This is a genomic window from Microbacterium sp. Z11_20 (genome assembly GCF_057197605.1).
The window spans coordinates 491,696-510,015 of the sequence record NZ_JBXVOQ010000002.1 but is presented as its reverse complement, the minus strand read 5'-3'; the positions used below and the strand labels follow the sequence as shown (position 1 = coordinate 510,015).

Annotated in this window: 17 protein-coding genes and 1 tRNA gene; 8 read left to right on the top strand and 10 right to left on the bottom strand. The window is 70.3% G+C overall.

Going from position 1 to position 18,320, the window contains the following annotated elements; all coding sequences use genetic code 11:
* Window positions 1-40: 40 nt before the first annotated feature.
* Together AC2DFQ_RS07465 and AC2DFQ_RS07460 are read right to left on the bottom strand one after the other, a co-directional pair.
* Window positions 41-1,486, bottom strand: coding sequence for an MFS transporter (locus AC2DFQ_RS07465; RefSeq protein WP_484533455.1), 1,446 nt, complete (start codon window positions 1,484-1,486; stop codon window positions 41-43).
* A gap of 156 nt (window positions 1,487-1,642) precedes the next feature.
* Window positions 1,643-2,059 (bottom strand): OsmC family protein, encoded by a 417-nt coding sequence (locus AC2DFQ_RS07460; RefSeq protein ID WP_484533454.1) that lies wholly within the window; start codon window positions 2,057-2,059, stop codon window positions 1,643-1,645.
* 56 nt (window positions 2,060-2,115) lie between these two features.
* Between AC2DFQ_RS07460 and AC2DFQ_RS07455 the strand changes: the two genes are divergently transcribed.
* The 4 genes from AC2DFQ_RS07455 to AC2DFQ_RS07440 all read left to right on the top strand — a co-directional run bounded on the left by AC2DFQ_RS07455 (window position 2,116) and on the right by AC2DFQ_RS07440 (window position 5,323).
* Window positions 2,116-2,916 (top strand): methionine ABC transporter ATP-binding protein, encoded by an 801-nt coding sequence (locus AC2DFQ_RS07455; protein WP_484533453.1) that lies wholly within the window; start codon window positions 2,116-2,118, stop codon window positions 2,914-2,916.
* Window positions 2,913-3,584, top strand: a complete 672-nt coding sequence (locus AC2DFQ_RS07450; RefSeq protein ID WP_484533452.1) for a methionine ABC transporter permease — start codon at window positions 2,913-2,915, stop codon at window positions 3,582-3,584. Before AC2DFQ_RS07455 ends, AC2DFQ_RS07450 begins: the two co-directional genes overlap by 4 nt.
* Before the next feature lie 43 nt (window positions 3,585-3,627).
* Window positions 3,628-4,443 carry a MetQ/NlpA family ABC transporter substrate-binding protein gene (locus AC2DFQ_RS07445; RefSeq protein WP_484533451.1) on the top strand — a complete coding sequence of 272 codons (816 nt, stop codon included), beginning with the start codon at window positions 3,628-3,630 and terminating at the stop codon, window positions 4,441-4,443.
* A gap of 85 nt (window positions 4,444-4,528) precedes the next feature.
* Window positions 4,529-5,323: an MOSC domain-containing protein gene (locus AC2DFQ_RS07440; protein ID WP_484533450.1), complete on the top strand. Its 795-nt coding sequence runs from the start codon at window positions 4,529-4,531 to the stop codon at window positions 5,321-5,323.
* Window positions 5,324-5,326: 3 nt separating this feature from the next.
* Here AC2DFQ_RS07440 and AC2DFQ_RS07435 read toward each other — a convergent pair whose 3' ends face one another.
* Window positions 5,327-6,217 (bottom strand): hypothetical protein, encoded by an 891-nt coding sequence (locus AC2DFQ_RS07435; protein WP_484533449.1) that lies wholly within the window; start codon window positions 6,215-6,217, stop codon window positions 5,327-5,329.
* A gap of 131 nt (window positions 6,218-6,348) precedes the next feature.
* Here AC2DFQ_RS07435 and AC2DFQ_RS07430 point away from each other — a divergent pair, with 131 nt between their 5' ends.
* From AC2DFQ_RS07430 to AC2DFQ_RS07415, 4 genes are all read left to right on the top strand, one after another.
* Window positions 6,349-7,314, top strand: coding sequence for a TIGR03885 family FMN-dependent LLM class oxidoreductase (locus tag AC2DFQ_RS07430; protein WP_484508550.1), 966 nt, complete (start codon window positions 6,349-6,351; stop codon window positions 7,312-7,314).
* A complete protein-coding gene (locus tag AC2DFQ_RS07425) occupies window positions 7,311-8,975 on the top strand; it encodes an alpha-amylase family protein (protein WP_484533448.1) in 1,665 nt (554 codons plus the stop codon). Before AC2DFQ_RS07430 ends, AC2DFQ_RS07425 begins: the two co-directional genes overlap by 4 nt.
* A gap of 83 nt (window positions 8,976-9,058) precedes the next feature.
* Entirely contained in the window at window positions 9,059-9,385 is a 327-nt protein-coding gene (locus tag AC2DFQ_RS07420) for an ArsR/SmtB family transcription factor (RefSeq protein ID WP_484533447.1), read from the top strand.
* Window positions 9,382-9,927, top strand: a complete 546-nt coding sequence (locus AC2DFQ_RS07415) for an SRPBCC domain-containing protein (RefSeq protein WP_484533446.1) — start codon at window positions 9,382-9,384, stop codon at window positions 9,925-9,927. The genes AC2DFQ_RS07420 and AC2DFQ_RS07415 overlap by 4 nt, the downstream gene beginning before the upstream one ends.
* Before the next feature lie 57 nt (window positions 9,928-9,984).
* Here AC2DFQ_RS07415 and AC2DFQ_RS07410 read toward each other — a convergent pair whose 3' ends face one another.
* The 7 genes from AC2DFQ_RS07410 to AC2DFQ_RS07380 all read right to left on the bottom strand — a co-directional run bounded on the left by AC2DFQ_RS07410 (window position 9,985) and on the right by AC2DFQ_RS07380 (window position 18,279).
* On the bottom strand, window positions 9,985-11,544 hold the full coding sequence (locus AC2DFQ_RS07410; protein ID WP_484533445.1) for a hypothetical protein: 1,560 nt from the start codon (window positions 11,542-11,544) through the stop codon (window positions 9,985-9,987).
* 86 nt (window positions 11,545-11,630) lie between these two features.
* Window positions 11,631-12,209: an isochorismatase family protein gene (locus AC2DFQ_RS07405; RefSeq protein ID WP_484533444.1), complete on the bottom strand. Its 579-nt coding sequence runs from the start codon at window positions 12,207-12,209 to the stop codon at window positions 11,631-11,633.
* A 433-nt stretch (window positions 12,210-12,642) separates the two neighbouring features.
* Window positions 12,643-14,976 carry an MMPL family transporter gene (locus tag AC2DFQ_RS07400; protein WP_484533443.1) on the bottom strand — a complete coding sequence of 778 codons (2,334 nt, stop codon included), beginning with the start codon at window positions 14,974-14,976 and terminating at the stop codon, window positions 12,643-12,645.
* A gap of 47 nt (window positions 14,977-15,023) precedes the next feature.
* Window positions 15,024-15,419 (bottom strand): hypothetical protein, encoded by a 396-nt coding sequence (locus AC2DFQ_RS07395; RefSeq protein WP_484508545.1) that lies wholly within the window; start codon window positions 15,417-15,419, stop codon window positions 15,024-15,026.
* Between the two features lie 38 nt (window positions 15,420-15,457).
* Window positions 15,458-15,533, bottom strand: a tRNA-Thr gene (locus AC2DFQ_RS07390).
* A gap of 71 nt (window positions 15,534-15,604) precedes the next feature.
* Window positions 15,605-17,128 (bottom strand): alpha/beta hydrolase, encoded by a 1,524-nt coding sequence (locus tag AC2DFQ_RS07385; protein WP_484533442.1) that lies wholly within the window; start codon window positions 17,126-17,128, stop codon window positions 15,605-15,607.
* Window positions 17,125-18,279, bottom strand: coding sequence for a DNA polymerase III subunit delta' (locus tag AC2DFQ_RS07380; RefSeq protein ID WP_484508543.1), 1,155 nt, complete (start codon window positions 18,277-18,279; stop codon window positions 17,125-17,127). Before AC2DFQ_RS07380 ends, AC2DFQ_RS07385 begins: the two co-directional genes overlap by 4 nt.
* Between the last annotated feature and the right edge of the window lie 41 nt (window positions 18,280-18,320).

The following is an 18,320-nucleotide window of genomic DNA, read 5'->3' as shown; positions in this document are numbered from 1 at the left end:
GGAGGCCGATCTACTCCTCGCTGGCCGGCGCGTACCGGCGTCAGCCCGCGGCGAGGACGGGCTCGTCGTTCCGAGGCAGGAGCGCATCCTTCGGGCCGCGGATGGTGGCGATAGACACGGCCGCCGCGAGGAGCATCGCGACGCCTGCGCACACGAAGACCGTGGCGTAGCCCGACGTGAAGGCCGCGATCGCACCCTCTCCCGCGGCGCGCGCGGCGTCCACGGCGGTGGCGTAGAAGATCGTGAACACGGCAAGTCCGATCGATCCGCCGATGTTGAAGACGGAGTTCACCGTCGCCGAGGCGACCCCGGCGTCGCGCGGATCCACACCGGCGAGGGCGAGGTTCTGTAGGGGCACGAAGAGCATGGACAGACCGCATCCCATGAGCACCAGCGCGGGCAGGATCTGCACCACGTAGCTGCCGTCGGGCGTGATGAAGGCGAGGAAGAACAGCCCAGCGGCGACGAGCAGCGGCCCGGTGATCATCAGTGGGCGCGGCCCGACCGCCAGCATCCACCGCGTCACGAACGGCGTGGCCGTGAGGATCACGGCCGTCATGGCGGCGTTGGCCAGCCCCGACCACAGCGGGCTCATCCCCATCACGATCTGGAAGTGGAAGGTGAGGTAGAGGAGCGCGCCGATCATGGTCGTTCCCACGATGGCCTGCACGACGAAGGCGCCCGCGCGCACCCGATTGGTGAGTACGCGCAGCGGAAGCAGGGGCTGACGGACACGCGTCTCGATCCAGACGAACAGCACGAGGAGCACCACGCCGGCGGCAAGGAACGCGACCGTGTCGAGCGACCCCCACCCGTGCTCGGCGAGCGTGAATCCGTAGACGAGGCAGCCAAGCCCGAGCGTCACCGTGATCGCTCCGCCGATGTCATAGCGATTGTCGCCCTCCGCGCGGCTCTCCTGCAGAAGCAGGGCACCGGCCACGAGGCCGATGAGCACGAAGAAGATGTTCACGAGAAGGCACCAGCGCCAGTCGGCGAACTCGGTGAGCACACCGCCGAGGACGAGACCGACCACGGCACCGGTGCCGGCGACGGTGCCGAAGACGGCGAACGCGATGCCGCGCTCCTTGCCGCTCGGGAAGAGCACAGTGAGCATCGCGAGGGCTGCCGGGGCCAAGAGCGCACCGAAGGCGCCCTGAACGCCGCGAGCGATGATCAGGTCGGTGCCGCTCTGGGCCAGTCCGCCCCAGACGGATGCGATGCCGAATCCCAGCATCCCCACGAGGAAAGTGCGCTTGCGTCCCCAGTAGTCCGCGACGCGACCGCCGAGCAGCAGCAGCGCACCGAAGGCCAGCGCGTAGGCGGTGACGACCCACTGCCGCTGCCCGTCCGACAGATTGAGGTCATCCTGAGCCTGCGGAAGGGCGATGGTGACGATGGTGACGTCCAGCGTGATGACCAGCTGGGTGAGGGCGAGAGTAACGAGGGCCCACCATCGGGCGGTGTGGCTGCGCAGCGCAAGGGACACGAGAAACCTCCAGGCTTCCTGGTGAGGGATGCTGTGGGTTTCAAGCCCCGGACCGAGCCGCGTAACGCGCCGACCACCCGACGCCACAGGGCACCGGCAGGAAACGAGGCTATCAGAACGGCGGCGCGGGGCGCCGACGACCGATCGACGGGCGAGTCAGTCGGCGATGTACGCCTCGGGATGCACCTGGACCGTGGGTGCGGCGCCCAGCAGCTTCGAGATCGGGCAGCGCGCGTGGGCGGCGGCGAGGATCTCTTCGGTCTTGGCCTCCGACGCCCCCTCGGCCGAGAGGTAGGCGTCGACATGGAACTCATACCCCGATCCGGACGGGGAGGGATGCAGTTCGACCTCCACGCGCACCGCTGTGCGCCGTTGCCGCGCCACCACTGCCTGCGCGGTGCCATTCAGGCAGGTGGCCCAGGCCAGCGCGAGCAGCTGCTCGGGGTTCGACGCCGTCGGATCGATGTCCGCCGCCAGGGGCGAGGAGACCGCCACCTCGAGCCCGCCGACCACACTGCTGACGCCCTCCCCGCCATCGCGATTGACAGCGGCCGTCCGATACCTCGCACTCATATGACAACTATAATTGGATCCGATACAGAAACTCCGACCCAGGTGGATGCTGGGCCTTGAAAGGACGACGCGACGCGATGGTCTCTGCCGGCAGCGCGATCGTCGAATTCGACAACATCACCAAGCGTCACGACACGGGTTCTGACACCCTCCCGGCGCTGGACGGCATCACCCTCAGCATCCGTGAGGGCGAGATCTTCGGTGTCATCGGCGAGAGCGGCGCGGGCAAGACGACCCTCCTCGAGCTCATCAACGGGCTGACCGCGCCGACCTCCGGCTCGCTCACGGTGCGGGGGGTCGCCGTCACGGGGCTCCGCCGCCGCGGGCTGCGGGAGCTGCGGCAGAACATCGGGGTGCTGTTCCAGGGCGTCCACCTGCTGAGCAATCGCACCGTGCGATCCAATGTCACGCTGCCGCTGCAGCTCGCCCGAGGGCAGGGCGGCCCCGCCCTCACCCGCGCCGAGGAGCAGGAGGCCGTCGACGAGATCCTCGCCTTCGTCGGGTTGTCGCATCGGGCCGATCACTTCCCGGCGCAGCTCAGCGGCGGCGAGCAGCAGCGCGTGGGACTGGCGCGGGCCCTCGTTGCCCGCCCCGCGCTCCTCCTCTGCGACGAGCCGACGTCGTCACTGGATGCATCCACGACATCCGACGTTCTGCGGGTGCTGACGGATGCCCGCGACAAGCTGGGCACGACCGTGGTCGTCATCACGCACGATCTGGATGTCGTCAAGGCGATCTGCGACCGCGCGGCTCTGCTGGAACGGGGGAAGCTGCGTGAGCTGTTCCCGGTGGCCAGGAGCGACTACCGGACCCTCCCGAGCTATCACGAGCAGGTCAAGCGGGAGCTGATGCCGTGAACGGCATCACCGACCTCCTCTCCGAGTACGGCGAAGAGATTCTGGAGGCGCTCGGCGAGACCGGCTTCATGCTGGTGGTCTCCCTCCTCGCCGCCGTCCTGATCGGGCTGCCGCTGGGGATGGTCGTCTTCCTCACCCGGCGGGGCGGCATCGCCGAGAACCGGCCGATCTGGTCGGTGGCGAACATGTACATCAACGTCGTCCGCTCCTTCCCGTTCCTGCTCCTCGTCGTCTTCCTCATCCCGTTCACCCGCCTCGTGATCGGCACGAGCTTCGGCACCCAGGCCGCGACCCTGCCGCTCTGCTTCGTGGCCGTGGCGATCTACGCCCGCCTGGTCGAGCAGATCCTCCGCGAGATCCCGCCGGGTGTCTCCCGCGTCGCCGTGGCGATGGGAGCGACCCTCCCCCGAGCGGTGTTCCGCGTTCTGCTGCCCGAGGCGCGATCGGGGCTCGTCTACGCCCTGACCTCAGCGGCGATCAGCCTGCTGTCGTACTCCACCGTCCTCGGGGTGGTGGGCGGTGGCGGGATCGGCGACTTCGCGATGCGCTACGGCTACCAGGAGTACAACGACGCACTCATGTACATCACGATCGTCATCATCATCGCGTGCGTCCTCGCCATCCAGGCGGTCGGCCATCGCACCTCCGTGCGGCTGGATCACCGGTGATCCCCTGCCCGCGCACCCGGCCACCACAGGAAAGAAGGAACACATGAGATCGTCTCGAATCAGCATCGTCGCAGCGGCACTGGGGGCGGTGCTGGTCCTCGGCGGGTGCGCCACCGGTGCAGACGAGAGCGCGGGCGACGAGACCGCTCCGGTGACGCTCCAGGTCGCCGCAGTCACCTCGCCGATGACGGACGTCGTGGAAGCGGCCGCCGACGCCATCGAGGACGGCTACGAGATCGAGCTCGTCGAGGTGGGCGACTACGTCACGGCCAACACCATCCTCAACGACGGTGACGTGTACGCGAACTTCTCGCAGCACGTGCCGTACATGGAGTCGTTCAACGCCGGCAACGACGGAACGCTCGTCGGTGTGCAGCCGGTGTACAACTTCGTCATCGCGTTCTACTCGAAGACGCTCACCGACATCGGCGACCTCCCCACCGGCGCGACTGTGGCGATTCCGGATGACCCCTCCAACACCGGACGCGCGCTCAAATTGCTCGCGGAGGAGGGCATCATCACCCTCGATGCCGCGGTCGATCCCTACGAGGCGAGCGTCACCGACGTCGTCGACAACCCCCAGGACGTCCAGTTCCTGCAGGTGCCGATCAGCTCGCTCAACGCCGCGTACGAGGAGGCCGACCTCGTCTTCCAGTGGCCGTCGCACATCTCAGCTCTCGGCCTCACCCCGCAGGACGACGGCCTCATCACCGAGCTCGACGACACGTTCGCCCTCAACCTCGTGGTTCGCGAGGAGGATGCGGAATCGGAGGCGACCGCCGCACTGAAGAAGGCGTTCGCGAGCGATGCCGTCCGTGAGGTGATCGAGTCGAACGAGACGATCGAGGTCGCCTTCTAAAGGGAGGAGCCCGGCGGTGCGCACGACCGCCGGGCTCCCCACCGGGCGGTGAAAGGCTCCCCGCCGGGCGGTGAAAGGATGGGGCGTGCCCTCCGTCGCCGCGCTGTACCGCTACCCGGTCAAGGGGTTCACGCCCGAACAGCAGGACGAACTGGTCGTGCAGGCGGACGGCCGAGTAGCCGGTGACCGCGTACTCGCGTTCCGGTTCGCTGCCGCATCCGAGCCGGAAGAGCGGGACGGGCTGGACTACTGGCCGAAGAATCGCGGCCTTTCGCTCATGGAGTTCCCCTCGCTCGCGCGCCTGCGTCTGCGGTACGACGGCGAGGCCCAGCGCGTGCGCATCTGGGACGGCGATCGCGCCGTGGCCGATGCCGGGCTCGACCCCGAGGGGCGGCGTCGCCTCGAAGAGGCGGTCACGTCGTTCCTCGCCGACACCACCGACGCCGCACGGCTGATGGGCGACGGCATCCTGCCTCTTCAGCTCGTCGGCGACGGGATGACCTCGCGGTTCCAGGACCGCCCGCGGGGCTTCGTGTCGCTGCATGGCGCGGCCTCCGTCGGGACGGCGGATGCGGCGGTGCCGGCGCCCGTCGATGACCGCCGCTTCCGCTCGAACATCGTCATCGACGGCACAGCCCCGTGGGAGGAACTGGGCTGGACCGGCCGCGTACGGATCGGCGAGGTGCTCTTCGAAGTGCACCGGCCGATCGGACGGTGCGCGGCCATCATGGCCAACCCCGACACCGGCGTGCGCGACGCACGCCTGCTGCGCATCCTCACGACCGAGTTCGACCAGACGGAGCCGACCCTCGGCATCCTGCTCCTCCCGGCAGGAGGCGGAGGCCCCGTCCGGGTCGGCGACTCCGTCTCGGTCGGCTGAGGGCTACGGCTGGGACCGTCGCCGTTTCATGACCATGATCACCACGACACCGAGGACCGCGAGCGTCCCGACTCCGGCCGCGGCCAGGAGCGGGACCGCACTCTGACCCATCGGTCCCCCCGCGTCCTCTCCCGCACCGTCTGCGGGTGCATCGCTCGGCGATTCCGGTACGGTCACGACGGTCGTCGCCGTGTCCAGCCACTGGAAGCGGCACGCACGACTCAACCGCGAGCCGTCGGGCCAATCCTGAATGCGACACAGTTCATCCGCTTCTTGGGAGGGCTCGTACCGGTACTCGTAGGGGGCGGCGAACAGGGCGTGCTCGCCGGGGCCCATCACCTCGAGGGGGACGCGCACCGTGGTGATCAGGGCGTCCTCGTCTTCGGTGGACGGCGTGCGATCCCACGTCCACTCCGGTTCCGCCGGCGTTTCCAGCGGGCACTGCGACTCGATCTCCTGCCACTCCTCCTCCGGGAACGTCCACTCCTCCTCCCCGGCGCCCCAGGTCGCGTTGAAGTCGTCATACGAGGAGCTTTCCGCCGCGATCTCGCCCATCCGGGCGTTCTCACAGAGCCGCCGTTCTTCGAGCGCGGCGGGCATGTCGTTCTCGGCGAAGTAGGCCTTCGCCTCATCCTCCGACTCCCAGAATCCGTCGGAACGCTCCCACGAGGCGATGTACGGCCGGCTCTCGACGCTCCACTCGAGTTGCACCTCCCAATACACCGTGCCGGGATCGAACTCCTCGTCCGTTTCGGTGGCCGTGTGCAGCTCCACCTCGCCCGCGGTGAGGAACTGCACACCGGGTACCGGCTCAGAAGCTGCCATCACCCCTGTCGGAGATACGAGCGTGCCGGTGAGGACGGCCGCCATGGCCGCAACAGGGAACCGCATCATGGCTAGGAGTATCGCAGAGCGCGGAATCGCGCGCGCGGCCAAAATCATCCGTCGGGCCCGCCCGTTACCGCACGGTGCTGCCGGGCGGCAACGCGTTCCCCCGGCAGGGGGATTCCCGGAAGACTGGGGGCATGGTCCTCATCGGCTTCCATGCCTCTCATGAACAGATTCCGCCCAGCCGTCTCCTCGACGACGTGATCGCCGCCGAGGCGGCGGGATTCGACGGCGCGATGTGCTCCGACCACGTCGCCCCGTGGGGCGTCCGGCAGGGCGAGTCAGGCTTCGCGCTGAGCTGGCTCGGGGCCGCGCTCGCACGCACCGACTTCTCGATCGGGTTCGTCAACGCCCCCGGCCAGCGGTATCACCCGGTCGTGGTCGCCCAGGCGTACGCGACCCTCGAGGAGATGTTCCCCGGCCGGTTCTGGGCCGCCCTCGGCAGCGGGGAGGCGATGAACGAGCACGTCACGGGACAGCCGTGGCCGCCCAAGCCCGAACGCAACGAGCGGCTCGCAGAGAGTGTGTCGGTGATCCGGCGGCTCTTGAACGGCGAGATGGTCGATCACGACGGGCTCGTCCGCGTCCACGAGGCGCGGCTGTGGACCCTCCCCGAGACCCCACCGCCCCTCTTCGCCACGGCGGTGAGCCCCGAGACCGCCGGGTGGGCCGCATCCTGGGCCGACGGCCTGGCCACGGTTCTGCAGGCTCCCGACTCCCTCCGCGAGGTCGTCGGGGCATATAGCTCCGCAGGCGGGAAGGGCCCGCGCATCCTGCAGGTGCATCTCAGCTGGGCCGAGACGGATGCCGAGGCGCTGGCCATCGCGCGGGACCAGTGGAGCAACGGCGTGGTCGGTCCCCCGGCGGCGTGGGACATCGAGCAGCCCGAGCAGCTCGACGCCGCCGCCGGCGAACCGGAGGATCACGAGCTGCGGGAGGCGCTGTTCATCTCCCCCGACCTCGACGAGCTTGCCGATCGGATCGCCGAGGTCACCCGCGTCGGCTTCGACCGCGTGTACCTGCACCACGTCGGCCAGGATCAGGCGCCGTTCCTGGCGGCGGCGCGCGAGCGCCTGCTCCCGCGCTTGAGGCAGCTGCTGTGAGGATCACCGACACGAGCGACCTGTGGTGGAAGTCCGCCGTCATCTACTGCCTGGATGTGGAGACCTTTCGCGATTCGGACGGCGACGGGGTCGGCGACCTGCAGGGGCTGGCCTCCCGCATCGACTACCTCTCGCAGCTCGGAGTCACGTGCGTGTGGCTGATGCCCTTCTACCCGACGCCGGACCGCGACGACGGCTACGACGTCAGCGACTTCTACGGCGTCGACTCGCGACTGGGGACGCACGGCGATCTGGTCGAGGTCATCCGCACCGCCCGCGACCGCGGGATGCGCGTGATCGTCGACCTCGTCGTGAACCACACCTCCGACCGTCACCCGTGGTTCCAGGCCGCCAAGCGCAGCACGTCGTCGCCCTACCGGGACTACTACGTGTGGCGGAGCGACCCACCGCCCCAGGGCCAGACGAATCCGGTGTTCCCCGGCGAGGCCGGGGGGTTGTGGGAGAAGGACGAGAAGTCGGGCGAGTGGTATCTGCACAGCTTCTATCCGCACCAGCCCGACCTGAACATCGCCAACCCCGCCGTCCGCGACGAGATCGCCAAGGTGATCGGGTTCTGGCTGCAGCTGGGCATCACCGGCTTCCGCGTCGACGCGGTGCCCTTCTTCCTCGAGGTTCCGGAGGGCCAGGAGATGGGCGATCCGCACGACATGCTCCGCGACATCCGGCGGTTCCTGCAGCGACGCTCCAGTGAGGCCGTGCTGCTCGGGGAGGTGAACCTGCCCTACGACCAGCAGGTCGCCTACTTCGGAACCGGCGACGGGCAGGAGTTGACGATGCAGTTCGATTTCGCGGGCATGCAGGCGTTCTACCTGTCGCTCGTGCGCGGCGACCCGGCACCGCTGGCCGCAGCGCTCTCGTCGCGGCCGGCTCTGCCCGTAGAGGCGCAGTGGGCGAACTTCCTGCGCAACCATGACGAGCTCACCCTCGACCAGCTGAGCGACGACGAGCGCCAGGAGGTGTTCGAGGCGCTCGCGCCCGACGAAAGCCAGCGGGTCTACGGGCGCGGGATCACCAAACGCCTGCCGACGATGCTCGGCGGCGATCCGCGGCGCATCCGCATGGCCTACAGCCTGCTGTTCACCCTCCCCGGTACGCCCGTGCTCTTCTACGGCGAGGAGATCGGGATGGGAGAGAACGCCGAACTCGACAAGCGCCACGCCGTGCGCACGCCGATGCAGTGGTCGCCCGATCGGAACGGCGGATTCTCCGCCGCCGCGCCCTCACGCCTGGTCGCCGCCCCGCCCGGCGACGGGTATGCCCCCACGCACGTGAACGTCGCCGACCAGCTGGAGGACTCCGACTCTCTGCTGCACTTCTTCCGCAACCTGACGAGCCGCTACCGCATCTCCCCCGAGCTGGGGTGGGGCGAGTTCGAGGTGCTGGAACACGACGTTCCCGGCATCCTCATGCACTCCCTGCGCGCCCACGTCGGGCGGATGGTGGCGATCCACAACTTCGCCGCCACTCCGGCCACGCTGGCGTTCGCCCTGCCGGATGAGCCGGAGGGCACGGTGCTGGTCGACCTGTTGGCCGCCGATCGCCTGCCACTCGGAGCCCGCGGCGCGGTCGAGCTGGAGGTGGCAGCGTACGGCTACCGGTGGCTGCGGGTGTCGCGACCCGGCGACGGCCGCGTCACCTGACGGCCCCGGAAGGATCATCGCCACCGCCGGATTGCGGATTCCGTACCCTTTCGGTTACGTAACTGACATGGTACGTTCGGCGCATGGATGCTGTCTGGCACGCGCTCGCCGACGGAGGACGTCGCACGGTCGTCGAGGCGCTGCGCAACGGTGAGGCCAGCGCGGGTGAACTCGCGGCGCTCCTGCCCATCGCCCGCCCCGGCGTCTCGCGGCATCTTCGCGTTCTGCGCGAGGCCGGTGTCGTGGAGGTCCGGAGCGAGGCGCAGCGGCGCATCTACCGGCTGAGGCCCGAGCCTCTGGCGGAGCTCGACCAGTGGCTCGAGGCATACCGCGATCTCTGGCGCACCCGGATGGACGCGCTCCACACGGAGGTGGCGCGCGGCGTCAAGGAAGACAGGAAGCAATCATGAGTGATATCGAACCGACCGGTGACCTCCTCATCGAAGCGGGCAGGGGAACCGTGCGCATGGACGATGTCTACAACACCGATGTGCACGACCTCTGGGACGCCGTCACGAGCCCTGTTCGACTGGCTCGCTGGCTCGGCACGATCGACGGCGACCTCCACCCGGGAGGCGTCGTGCGGATGAACCTGGTGAGCGGCTGGGACGGGCCCGCCCGCGTCGAGGTCTGCGACCCGCCCTACCACGTGGCGTTGATCGCCAACCCCGGCGGGGCCGACGAGACTCGCATGGAGGCCACCCTCACCCCGGAAGGATCGCGCACCAGACTGCGCATCGAGGAGTCCGGCTTCACCTTGGACGCACTTCCCTTCCACGGCTCCGGCTGGCAGGCCCACGTCGAAGACCTCCGTGCCCATCTGGACGGACGGCCCGCGGGCGATTGGGAGACGCGGTGGAAGGAACTCACGCCCGCCTACCAAGACCTCGCCCAGCGGGGAACGTCGGCCGGCCCAGGAGAGGGAACGCGGACTCCTCGTCCCGCCGGATGACATCCCGGCGGTCCACCGCAATGAGACCTCCGCGCTCGCCCTCACACACCTGACGTCTCAGTTGCGCGGTGGTCCCAGCGGCAGCACGCGCCCACCGAAATCGAGGATCGTGTAGCGACCGCATCCGACGGTCTCGGCCTGATCGAGCGTCCATCCCGCGGGCAGCTCGAAGGGATAGGTCTCCGCGTCCTGCACGAGGAACGTCACCTCCGCGCCGACGGCATCGGTGCGGTTGGTGAGCCACGTGTAGACCCGGAGCGTGTGGTCGACCTGGATCAGCTGCGCGGGGTCGTCGAGGTTCGCCTTCGGCGCGCGGACCGTCCAGAACTGACCGGCGCCCGTGCGGCCGGATCGCTCCACCCACTCCACGACGCAGTCGAGGTCGGCGTCGCCTCGGGATGCGGCGGAGACCACGGCGGGAAGTGCCGCGCCGCCGATGACCACGGCCAGGACCCCTCCGGTGGCCACCCCGGCCCGGCGGACCCGGGCCGACCAGCGGGGTCGCCACACCTGCGGGACGCAGGCCAGGGAGGCGAGGGGAAGGTACATCCACGGCTGCAGGTAGCGCGCCGCATCCGATCCGACGAGGACGGCGCCGGCCGTGAGCAGCGGCGGCCAGGCCGCAGCGATCCCCGCCACCACGGTGAGGGCCGCATCCCGCGACCGCCACGCCCGGACGGTCATGGCGATCGCCACCACCCACATCGCCGCGATCCCGACCAGCCATACGATGCCGTGGGGCGTGGCTGCCGTCGCACCCACGAGACCCCCGAAGTGCGCGAGCGAATGCGCCCATCGATCGGGTCGCAGGTAGTTGCCGCTCTCGGCGACGATCGCGGTGGAGAAGAGCCCGCGCAAGACAAGACCCAGCGCGCCCCCGGCCGCCAACGCCCCGCCGAGCCGGAGAGCGGATGCCACGGGCACGCGACGCCGCGCGGCCACCAGCGCCAGGACGGCGAGGAGCGGGGCGATCGCCCAGAGCGCGAACAGGGGGTTCGACAGCGCGGACACGGCCGCGATCGCGCCGGCGACGATGGGGAACCACCACGAGAGGGCGCCCGGCCGGTCCACGGCGCGGCGGACGACGCCGATCGTGGCCACCGTGGCGATCACGGTCGCCGAGTAGTACGACGTGGTCGTGAGCATCGTGGCGAACTGCGCGCCGTCCCGGGTGGCCGTTCCCTCCAGCAGCCCCAACGCGCTGAACGATGCGAAGGCGAGCACGGCACCGGCCACGGGGAAAGCGCCGGGGCGTCGCCTCCCGGCCACCAGGCGCAGCGCCCCGTAGAGCCCGAGCAGGTTGACGAGGGCGTTGAGAACGAGTGTCGCCCGCATCCCCAGACCCAACGCGGCCAGCACCGCGTAGACCATCGCCTCCGGAACGAAGAGCACGGGCGACATCGCCCAGTCCTGCGGGCCCCCGCGCGTGATCGACCGGACGATCATCGGGACGATGACGGAGTCGCCGTCGGTGAAGAGCAGGTCAGCGCTGACGGATGCCACCACCCCGGTCACCGCAAGGCTCAGCGCGAGAGCGACCCCCCAGCCCGCCAGCTCGGCGCGCACAGCCCAGGAGCGGCTGCTGGCACCGCGCTGCCCGGCAGCGGTCCGCTGCATCCCACCCGCCACCGGCCGCCTCCCGTCGAGCACCCTACCGTCGCGGGCTGAACGGGCCGTTCCCGGCCGAGCGCACCGCCGGGGGCTCACCTGCCGGAGTCGGTGAGCTCCGCCCCGCCCGCGGCGATCTCGGCGAGCGCCGCGGCGCTGGAGTCGGGATGCACCCCGGCGACCAGGTCGGTGAACACGCGCACGTGCCGCCCCGACGCCAGAGCGTCGAGCGAGGAGGCCCGCACGCAGTAGTCGGTGGCGATCCCGACCAGGTCGATGTCACGGATGCCGTGTTCCTCGAGCAGGCCGGCCGCCGTCGCCCCGTCGTCCGACACCCCCTCGAACAGCGAGTAGGCAGGCCTCCCCTGGCCCTTCTTCAAGTGGTGGGTGACCTGCGACGTGTCGAAGCCCTCGTCGTACTCGGCGCCGTACGTGCCGGCGACGCAGTGCACGGGCCAGGTGTCGACGAAGTCGGGGGTGTCGGAGAAGTGCCCCCCGTTGTCGTTGTCACCGTCGTGCCAGTCGCGGGAGGCGACGACGATCTCGTACTCGCCGGCGTGCTCGGCCAGGAAACGCGAGATGCGTTCGGCCACCGCATCCCCACCGGTCACGCCGAGCGCGCCCCGCTCGGTGAAATCGTTCTGCACGTCGACGATGAACAGCGCCTTGGTCATGATTCGAGCGTACGACTCCTTCGGGGGCCGGGCGCACCGCCGCGAGCCGCCGGCCGCAGCGGGCGCGGGCGGGCCGTACTCAGTCTGAACGGCGCACCGCCGCCGAAGGCACCGGCGTGTCGGCGCCCCGCGTGCGATCGAGACTGAGTTAGTGCCAGCCGACGGGGCTGCGCCGGCGTCCGGATCGGCCGCCGGGCCGCAGCGCGCGCGAGCGGGCCGTACTCAGTCTGAACGGCTCACCGCCGCCGAAGCGACCGGCGTGTCGGCGCCCTGGGTGGGATCGAGACTGAGTTAGTGCCAGCCGACGGGGCAGCTCCGGCGTCCGGATCGGCCGCCGGGCAGCCCCCGACCGCCGGGCGCCGGGCTGCCCCCGGCCGCCGGCCCAGCCGGCGGGCGCAGCGCGCGCGAGCGGGCCGTACTCAGTCTGAACGGCTCACCGCCGCCGAAGGGACCGGCGTGTCGGCGCCCCACCTGCGATCAAGACTGAGTTAGTGCCAGCCGACGGGGCTGCGCCGGCATCCGGATCGGCCGCCGGGCCGCGCCCGACCGCCGGGCCGCCCCCGGCCGCCGGGCGCCGGGTCTCGGGGCCCTCTCGCCAGAGCTTCGACGGCCACCAGATGGCGCGCCCGATGTCGATCGCGAGCGCGGGGACGAGCAGCGATCGCACCACGAACGTGTCCAGCAGCACGCCGAAGGCGACGATGAACGCGATCTGCGCCAGGAACAGGATGGGGATGACTCCGAGCGCGGCGAAGGTGGATGCCAGCACGAGCCCGGCCGAGGTGATCACCCCGCCGGTGGAGACGAGCCCGCGCCGGATGCCCGAGCGCGTCCCGTGCTGCAGCGACTCCTCCCGCACGCGGGACATCAGGAAGATGTTGTAGTCGATGCCCAGCGCCACGAGGAAGACGAAGCCGTACAGGGGAACCGCGGGGTCAGCACCCGGGAAGCCGAACACGACGTTGAACACGACCGCGCTGACCCCCAGGGCCGTGCCGAAGGACAGGACCGTGCTGAGGACGAGGAGCACGGGGGCGAGGATCGAGCGCAGCAGCAGCATCAGGATGATGAGCACCACGACCAGGATGACGGGGATGATGACCGTCCGGTCACGGATCGAGGTGTCATTGGTGTCGACGTCGATGGCGGTCTGGCCGCCCACGAGCACCGTGCCCTCCCCAAGGTCGGCGTCGAAGTCGGCACGGAGGTCGCGGACGGTGTCTTCCGCGCCACCCGAGTCGGCCGCATCCGTCAGGGTGACCGAGAACAGCACCTCCCCATCGGACACGGTCGGAGACGGCGCCGGAGTGCCCGGCGGGCCGAAGGCGGTGACGGCCAGCTCACCGTCCTGCAGCGCGACCGGCGCCTGCCCGGTGGGCGAATCCTCGACGATCAGCGACACGCTGTCGACCCCATCGGCCTCTTCGAGGGTCGCGAGAGCATCAGCCGCGTCGTCCTCCCCGACGAGGACGTAGGCGGGGCTCCCCGACCCGGCCGGGAAGTGGTCGGCGAGTGCCGTCTGACCCTCGCGGGACTCGGAGTATCCGAGGACGAACTCGCTCGTAGGCACGCCGTCGGCCTTCAGCTGCGTGACCCCCGCGCACCCGACGAGCAGCACCAGGGTGCTGACGATCCACACCGGTCGCGCGTGACGGCTGACGAAGCGGGCGAGCCGCGCCCAGATGCCGCGGACGGGCTGGGAGAGGTCGTCGGAGACCTGGACGGCGGGCTCCTTGGGGATGAAGGGCCAGAACGCCGCGCGCCCCACCAGTGCGAGGAGCGCCGGGAGGAACGTCAGCGCCGAGAGCATGGCGAAGGCGATGCCGATGGAGGCGATCGGCCCCAGTGCCCGGTTGCTGGCGAGGTCGGACAGCAGCAGGCACAGCAGCCCCGCGATCACCGTGCCGCCCGAGGCGAGGATCGGCTCGAACGATCCGCGCCACGCGCGCACCACCGCATCCCACCGCGGTTGCCCGTCGGCGATCGCCTCGCGGAACCGGGCGACGTACAGCAGCGCGTAGTCGGTGGCGGCCCCGATGACGAGGATGAACAGGATCCCCTGCACCTGACCGTTGAGGATGAACACCCCCGCCTTGGCGAGCCACCACACCGTCAGCAGCGCCACGCACAGGGCGAAGACGGAGGTCATCAGCACCAGGACCGGCAGCAGCGGCGACCGGTACACGATCACGAGGATCACGAAGACGGCAGCCAGCGCCACGATCAAGAGCAGTCCGTCGATCCCGAGAAACCCGTTGGCGAGGTCGGCGGTGAACCCGGCCGGCCCCGTCAGCCACGCCTCCAGTCCGTCCGGCAGGTCGCTCGAGACCACGTCCCGCAGCTCCGCGACGGTCTCGCGGATCTCCCCCGAGCTGTCCAGCGGCACGAAGATCTGCACCGCTTGCCCGTCGTCGCTCGGAATCGGCGGAGAGATCTCCTCCTGCACGCCCTCGACCTCGGCGAGGTCGTCGGCCAGGGTCTGCACCTCGGCGAGTTGGTCTTCGGTGAGCTCGGCGCTCCCCTCCACCACGACGACGGCGGGGATGCTGTCTTCGCCGAGGAAGTCCGCGAGGCGCTCGTTGACCTGCGTGGCATCCGCCGACTCGGGAAGGAACGACGATTGGTCGTTCGTCGCGACCTCGCTGACCTTGCCGAAGTACGGCCCGCCGATGGCGCCACCGGCGAGCCAGATGACGATGAGGACGGCGGGAAGCACGACGCGCAGCCAACGGGGCGGGCGAGGCGCGGTGCGGGGCGACGCGGACATATCGCTAGCTTATCTAGCTATATGGTCCGGCGCCATTCCGTCATCGGTCAGCCGGCGACGAAGAGGAGGACGAGCGAGAGCACCAGACACACCACGCCCACACCGAGCAGGATGGCTGCCAGGAGGGCGAGCGCGCGGACCGCGCCCGAGCGCGGGTGCGCGCGCATCCGGCTGCGGTACCCGCGCCGGGCGAAGATCTCCACCGTGCCGCCGCCGCCCAGATGGCGCCACTCCTCGGCGGTCAGCGACGCCTGGTTCACCGCGTTGTCCTCGTCGAACCAGCGCACCACGATGCCGTCGTCCTCGTGTTCGACGAACCCGCGCACGGGCACCCACGTGCCGTCCACCAGGTAGGCGACCAACGCCAGGCCGGCGCTGACGATCCCCGCGCCCAAGGTCACCCAGGTGAGGATCTCGACGACCGCCTCGATCGCGTTCGTCATGTCCCCTCCGCATCGGCCTGAGGTGGGACCACCTGTTCTGGAGCCACCTAAGGGAATCGAACCCTTGACCTATTCATTACGAGTGAATCGCTCTGCCGACTGAGCTAAGGTGGCGCGCGTCGCTCGCACGATGCACGATCATCGATCTTACCTGCTTGCCGACGGTGCCGCGAACACGGCGCCGCTCACTCGCAGACGAGGTCGGTCGTGGGTGCGACGCCCTCGAGCAGGTAGGTGTCGACGGCATCATCCACGCACCGGTTGCCCTCGGTGTAGCCGGTGTGCCCCTCCCCTACCCGCGTGACGAGAACTCCCGACGACAGCTGTTCGGCCAGCGCGACCGCCCACGCATACGGCGTCGCCGGATCTCCGGTGGTGCCGACGATGAGGATGGGGGCGGCGCCCTCGGCGCTGACCGGTTCGCGGGTGCCGGTGGGCTCGGCCGGCCAGAACTCGCAGACGTCGGCGCCGAACCAGTAGTCCGCGGTCGTCGGCGCCTCGGCGCGGATGCGGTCTTCCGCCGCCTGCTCGGACTCCTCGGACTCCACGGGGTAGTCCATGCAGTTGTACGCGGTGAACGCCTCGGTCGAATTGTCGGGATAGCCACCCTCGGCCCGGCCGTTGTAGGCATCCGCGGCGGTGAAGATCGCGGTGGGGTCGCCGTCTTCGAGCTCTGTGAGACCCAGCCGCAGCCACGACCAGGTGCCCGGGACGTACAGCGACTGGATGATCGCGGTCAGGAGCGCGTCGGCCCCCAGCAGCCGGCCGTCGGCGCCCGGAACGGGGGTGCGGTCCACGCGGGCCAGCAGCGTGCCGAGGTCGGCGAGCATGTCGTCCACGGTGCCCGCGTAGGGGCAGTCGTCGTAGCGGGCGCAGTCGGCGAAGAACGCGCGCAGGCTGGCTTCGAAACCGATGGCCTGCTCCGCGCCGATGGCCGACCCGGGCAGCGACGGATCCAGCGCACCGTCGAGCACCATGCGTCCCACGCGCTCGGGGAACAGCTCCGCGTACTGGGCGCCGAGCGCGGTCCCCCATGAGTAGCCGAGGTAGTGCAGTTCCCGATCGCCCAGGACGGCGCGCAGCAGGTCGAGATCGCGCGCGGTGTTGCGCGTGGAGATGTACGGCAGGATGCCGTCGCTGTTCTCGATGCAGGCGTCGGCGAAGGTCTCGGCCTTTTCGGCGAGGTTCTCCTCCCACTCCGGAGTACCGCGCGCTCCGTCGACGATGCCGTACAGGAACTCGTCCATCCCCGCGTCGTCGAGACACGTGACAGGATTCGACCGCGCAACGCCCCGCGGGTCGAAGCCGACGATGTCGTACGCGGCGGCGACGTCGGGCGAGACGAGGGAGGATGCCGCATCCCGCACGTAGTCGTAGCCACTGACCCCCGGGCCGCCGGGGTTGGTCAGGAGAGAGCCCAGCGGCTCCCCGCGGGTGGCACGCTGGCGGATGACGGCGAGTTCCAGATCGCCCGCGGACGGGTCGTCCCAGTCTCGCGGCGCCCGCACGGTCGTGCAGTCGAAACGGCCGTCCTCGCACCGGTTCCAGTCGAGGTCCTGCCCGTAGTACGGCAGGAGTTCGGCGGCCACCCCGCTGGTGTCGGGAGAGCGCGTGGGGATCGGCGCGGGCGGTGCGAGGAAGCAGGCGGAGAGCACCGCGGCCATGGCCAGCGCCATCCCCATCGCGACGGCGCGTCGCAGGCGCGTCACGGGGTCGTCCCGGTGGCCACGGTGATGAGCATGCTCTCCAGCGCGAGGAGCGGGGCGACGTTCTGCTCGAGATTGCGGCGGGTCTCGGCGATGCGGTCGAGCACCACCAGCGTGCGCTCGGGGGTCCAGTCCGCCGCGATCGCGCGCAACTCGCTCTCGTACTCGCGGTTGATGAGGTCGCCATCGCGACCGAACTGCAGCACGACGACGTCCCGGTACATCGATTGCAGGTCGGTCAGCACCCGGTCGATGCCGTCGCGAAGGCTCCGGGTGGCCCGCCGCTTCTGGTCGTCCTCGAGCGCGGTGAGCTGGCTGCGCACCGCCGGCGGCACGGCCGCACCCTCGGCGACGCCCAGGGTGCGGAGGAGCCCCGCGCGTTCCTCCTCGTCGCGCTGAGCGGTGATCGCCTTCGCGTCATCGGTGGCAACCCGCACCACATGACCGGCGACCTCCACGGCGTCACCGACCCCCCGCACCCGCAGCACTGCTTCGAGCGTCTCGGCCCGGCGCGCCCGGGCATCGGCGTCCGTGGCCAGCCGCTGGGCCATCCCGATGTGGCGCTGGGCGTGACGGGCGGACTGCTCGGCGACCTCGAGGGAGACCCCCGTCCGCTGGGCGATCAGGGCCGCGACATCGGCGACCTCCGGTTCGCGCAGGCGGAGCACGCGCACCCGCGAGCGGATGGTGGGGAGAAGGTCGGCGTCGCTGGGAGCGCACAGCACCCACACGGTGTGCTCGGGCGGTTCCTCCAGCGCCTTGAGGAGCACATTGGACGTGCGCTCGGTCATGCGGTCGGCATCCTCGACGACGATCACCCGGTAGCGCCCGAGGGAGGGCGCGAAGTAGGCACGCTCGACCAGGCGGCGCGCCTCGTCGATGCGGATGACGACCTGTTCGGTGCGCAGCGCCGTGAGATCGGGGTGGGTGCCCGCGAGCACCTGCCGCACGGCGGCGTCATCGCCCGGCTCGGCGATGAGAGCAGCCGCGAAGGCCCGCGCCAGGGTCGAGCGCCCCGACCCCGGGGGGCCGACCAGGAGCCACGCGTGAGCGAGGAGCGCGGGGTCTTCCGTGGCCGCCCGCAGCGACCGGACGGCTTCGTCCTGACCCCACACGGCATCCCACGGAACGGCATCGGTGGGAGCGGTGGGCATGCGCTCCAGCCTAGCTCCGGCCACCGACGCCGCCGGTGTGC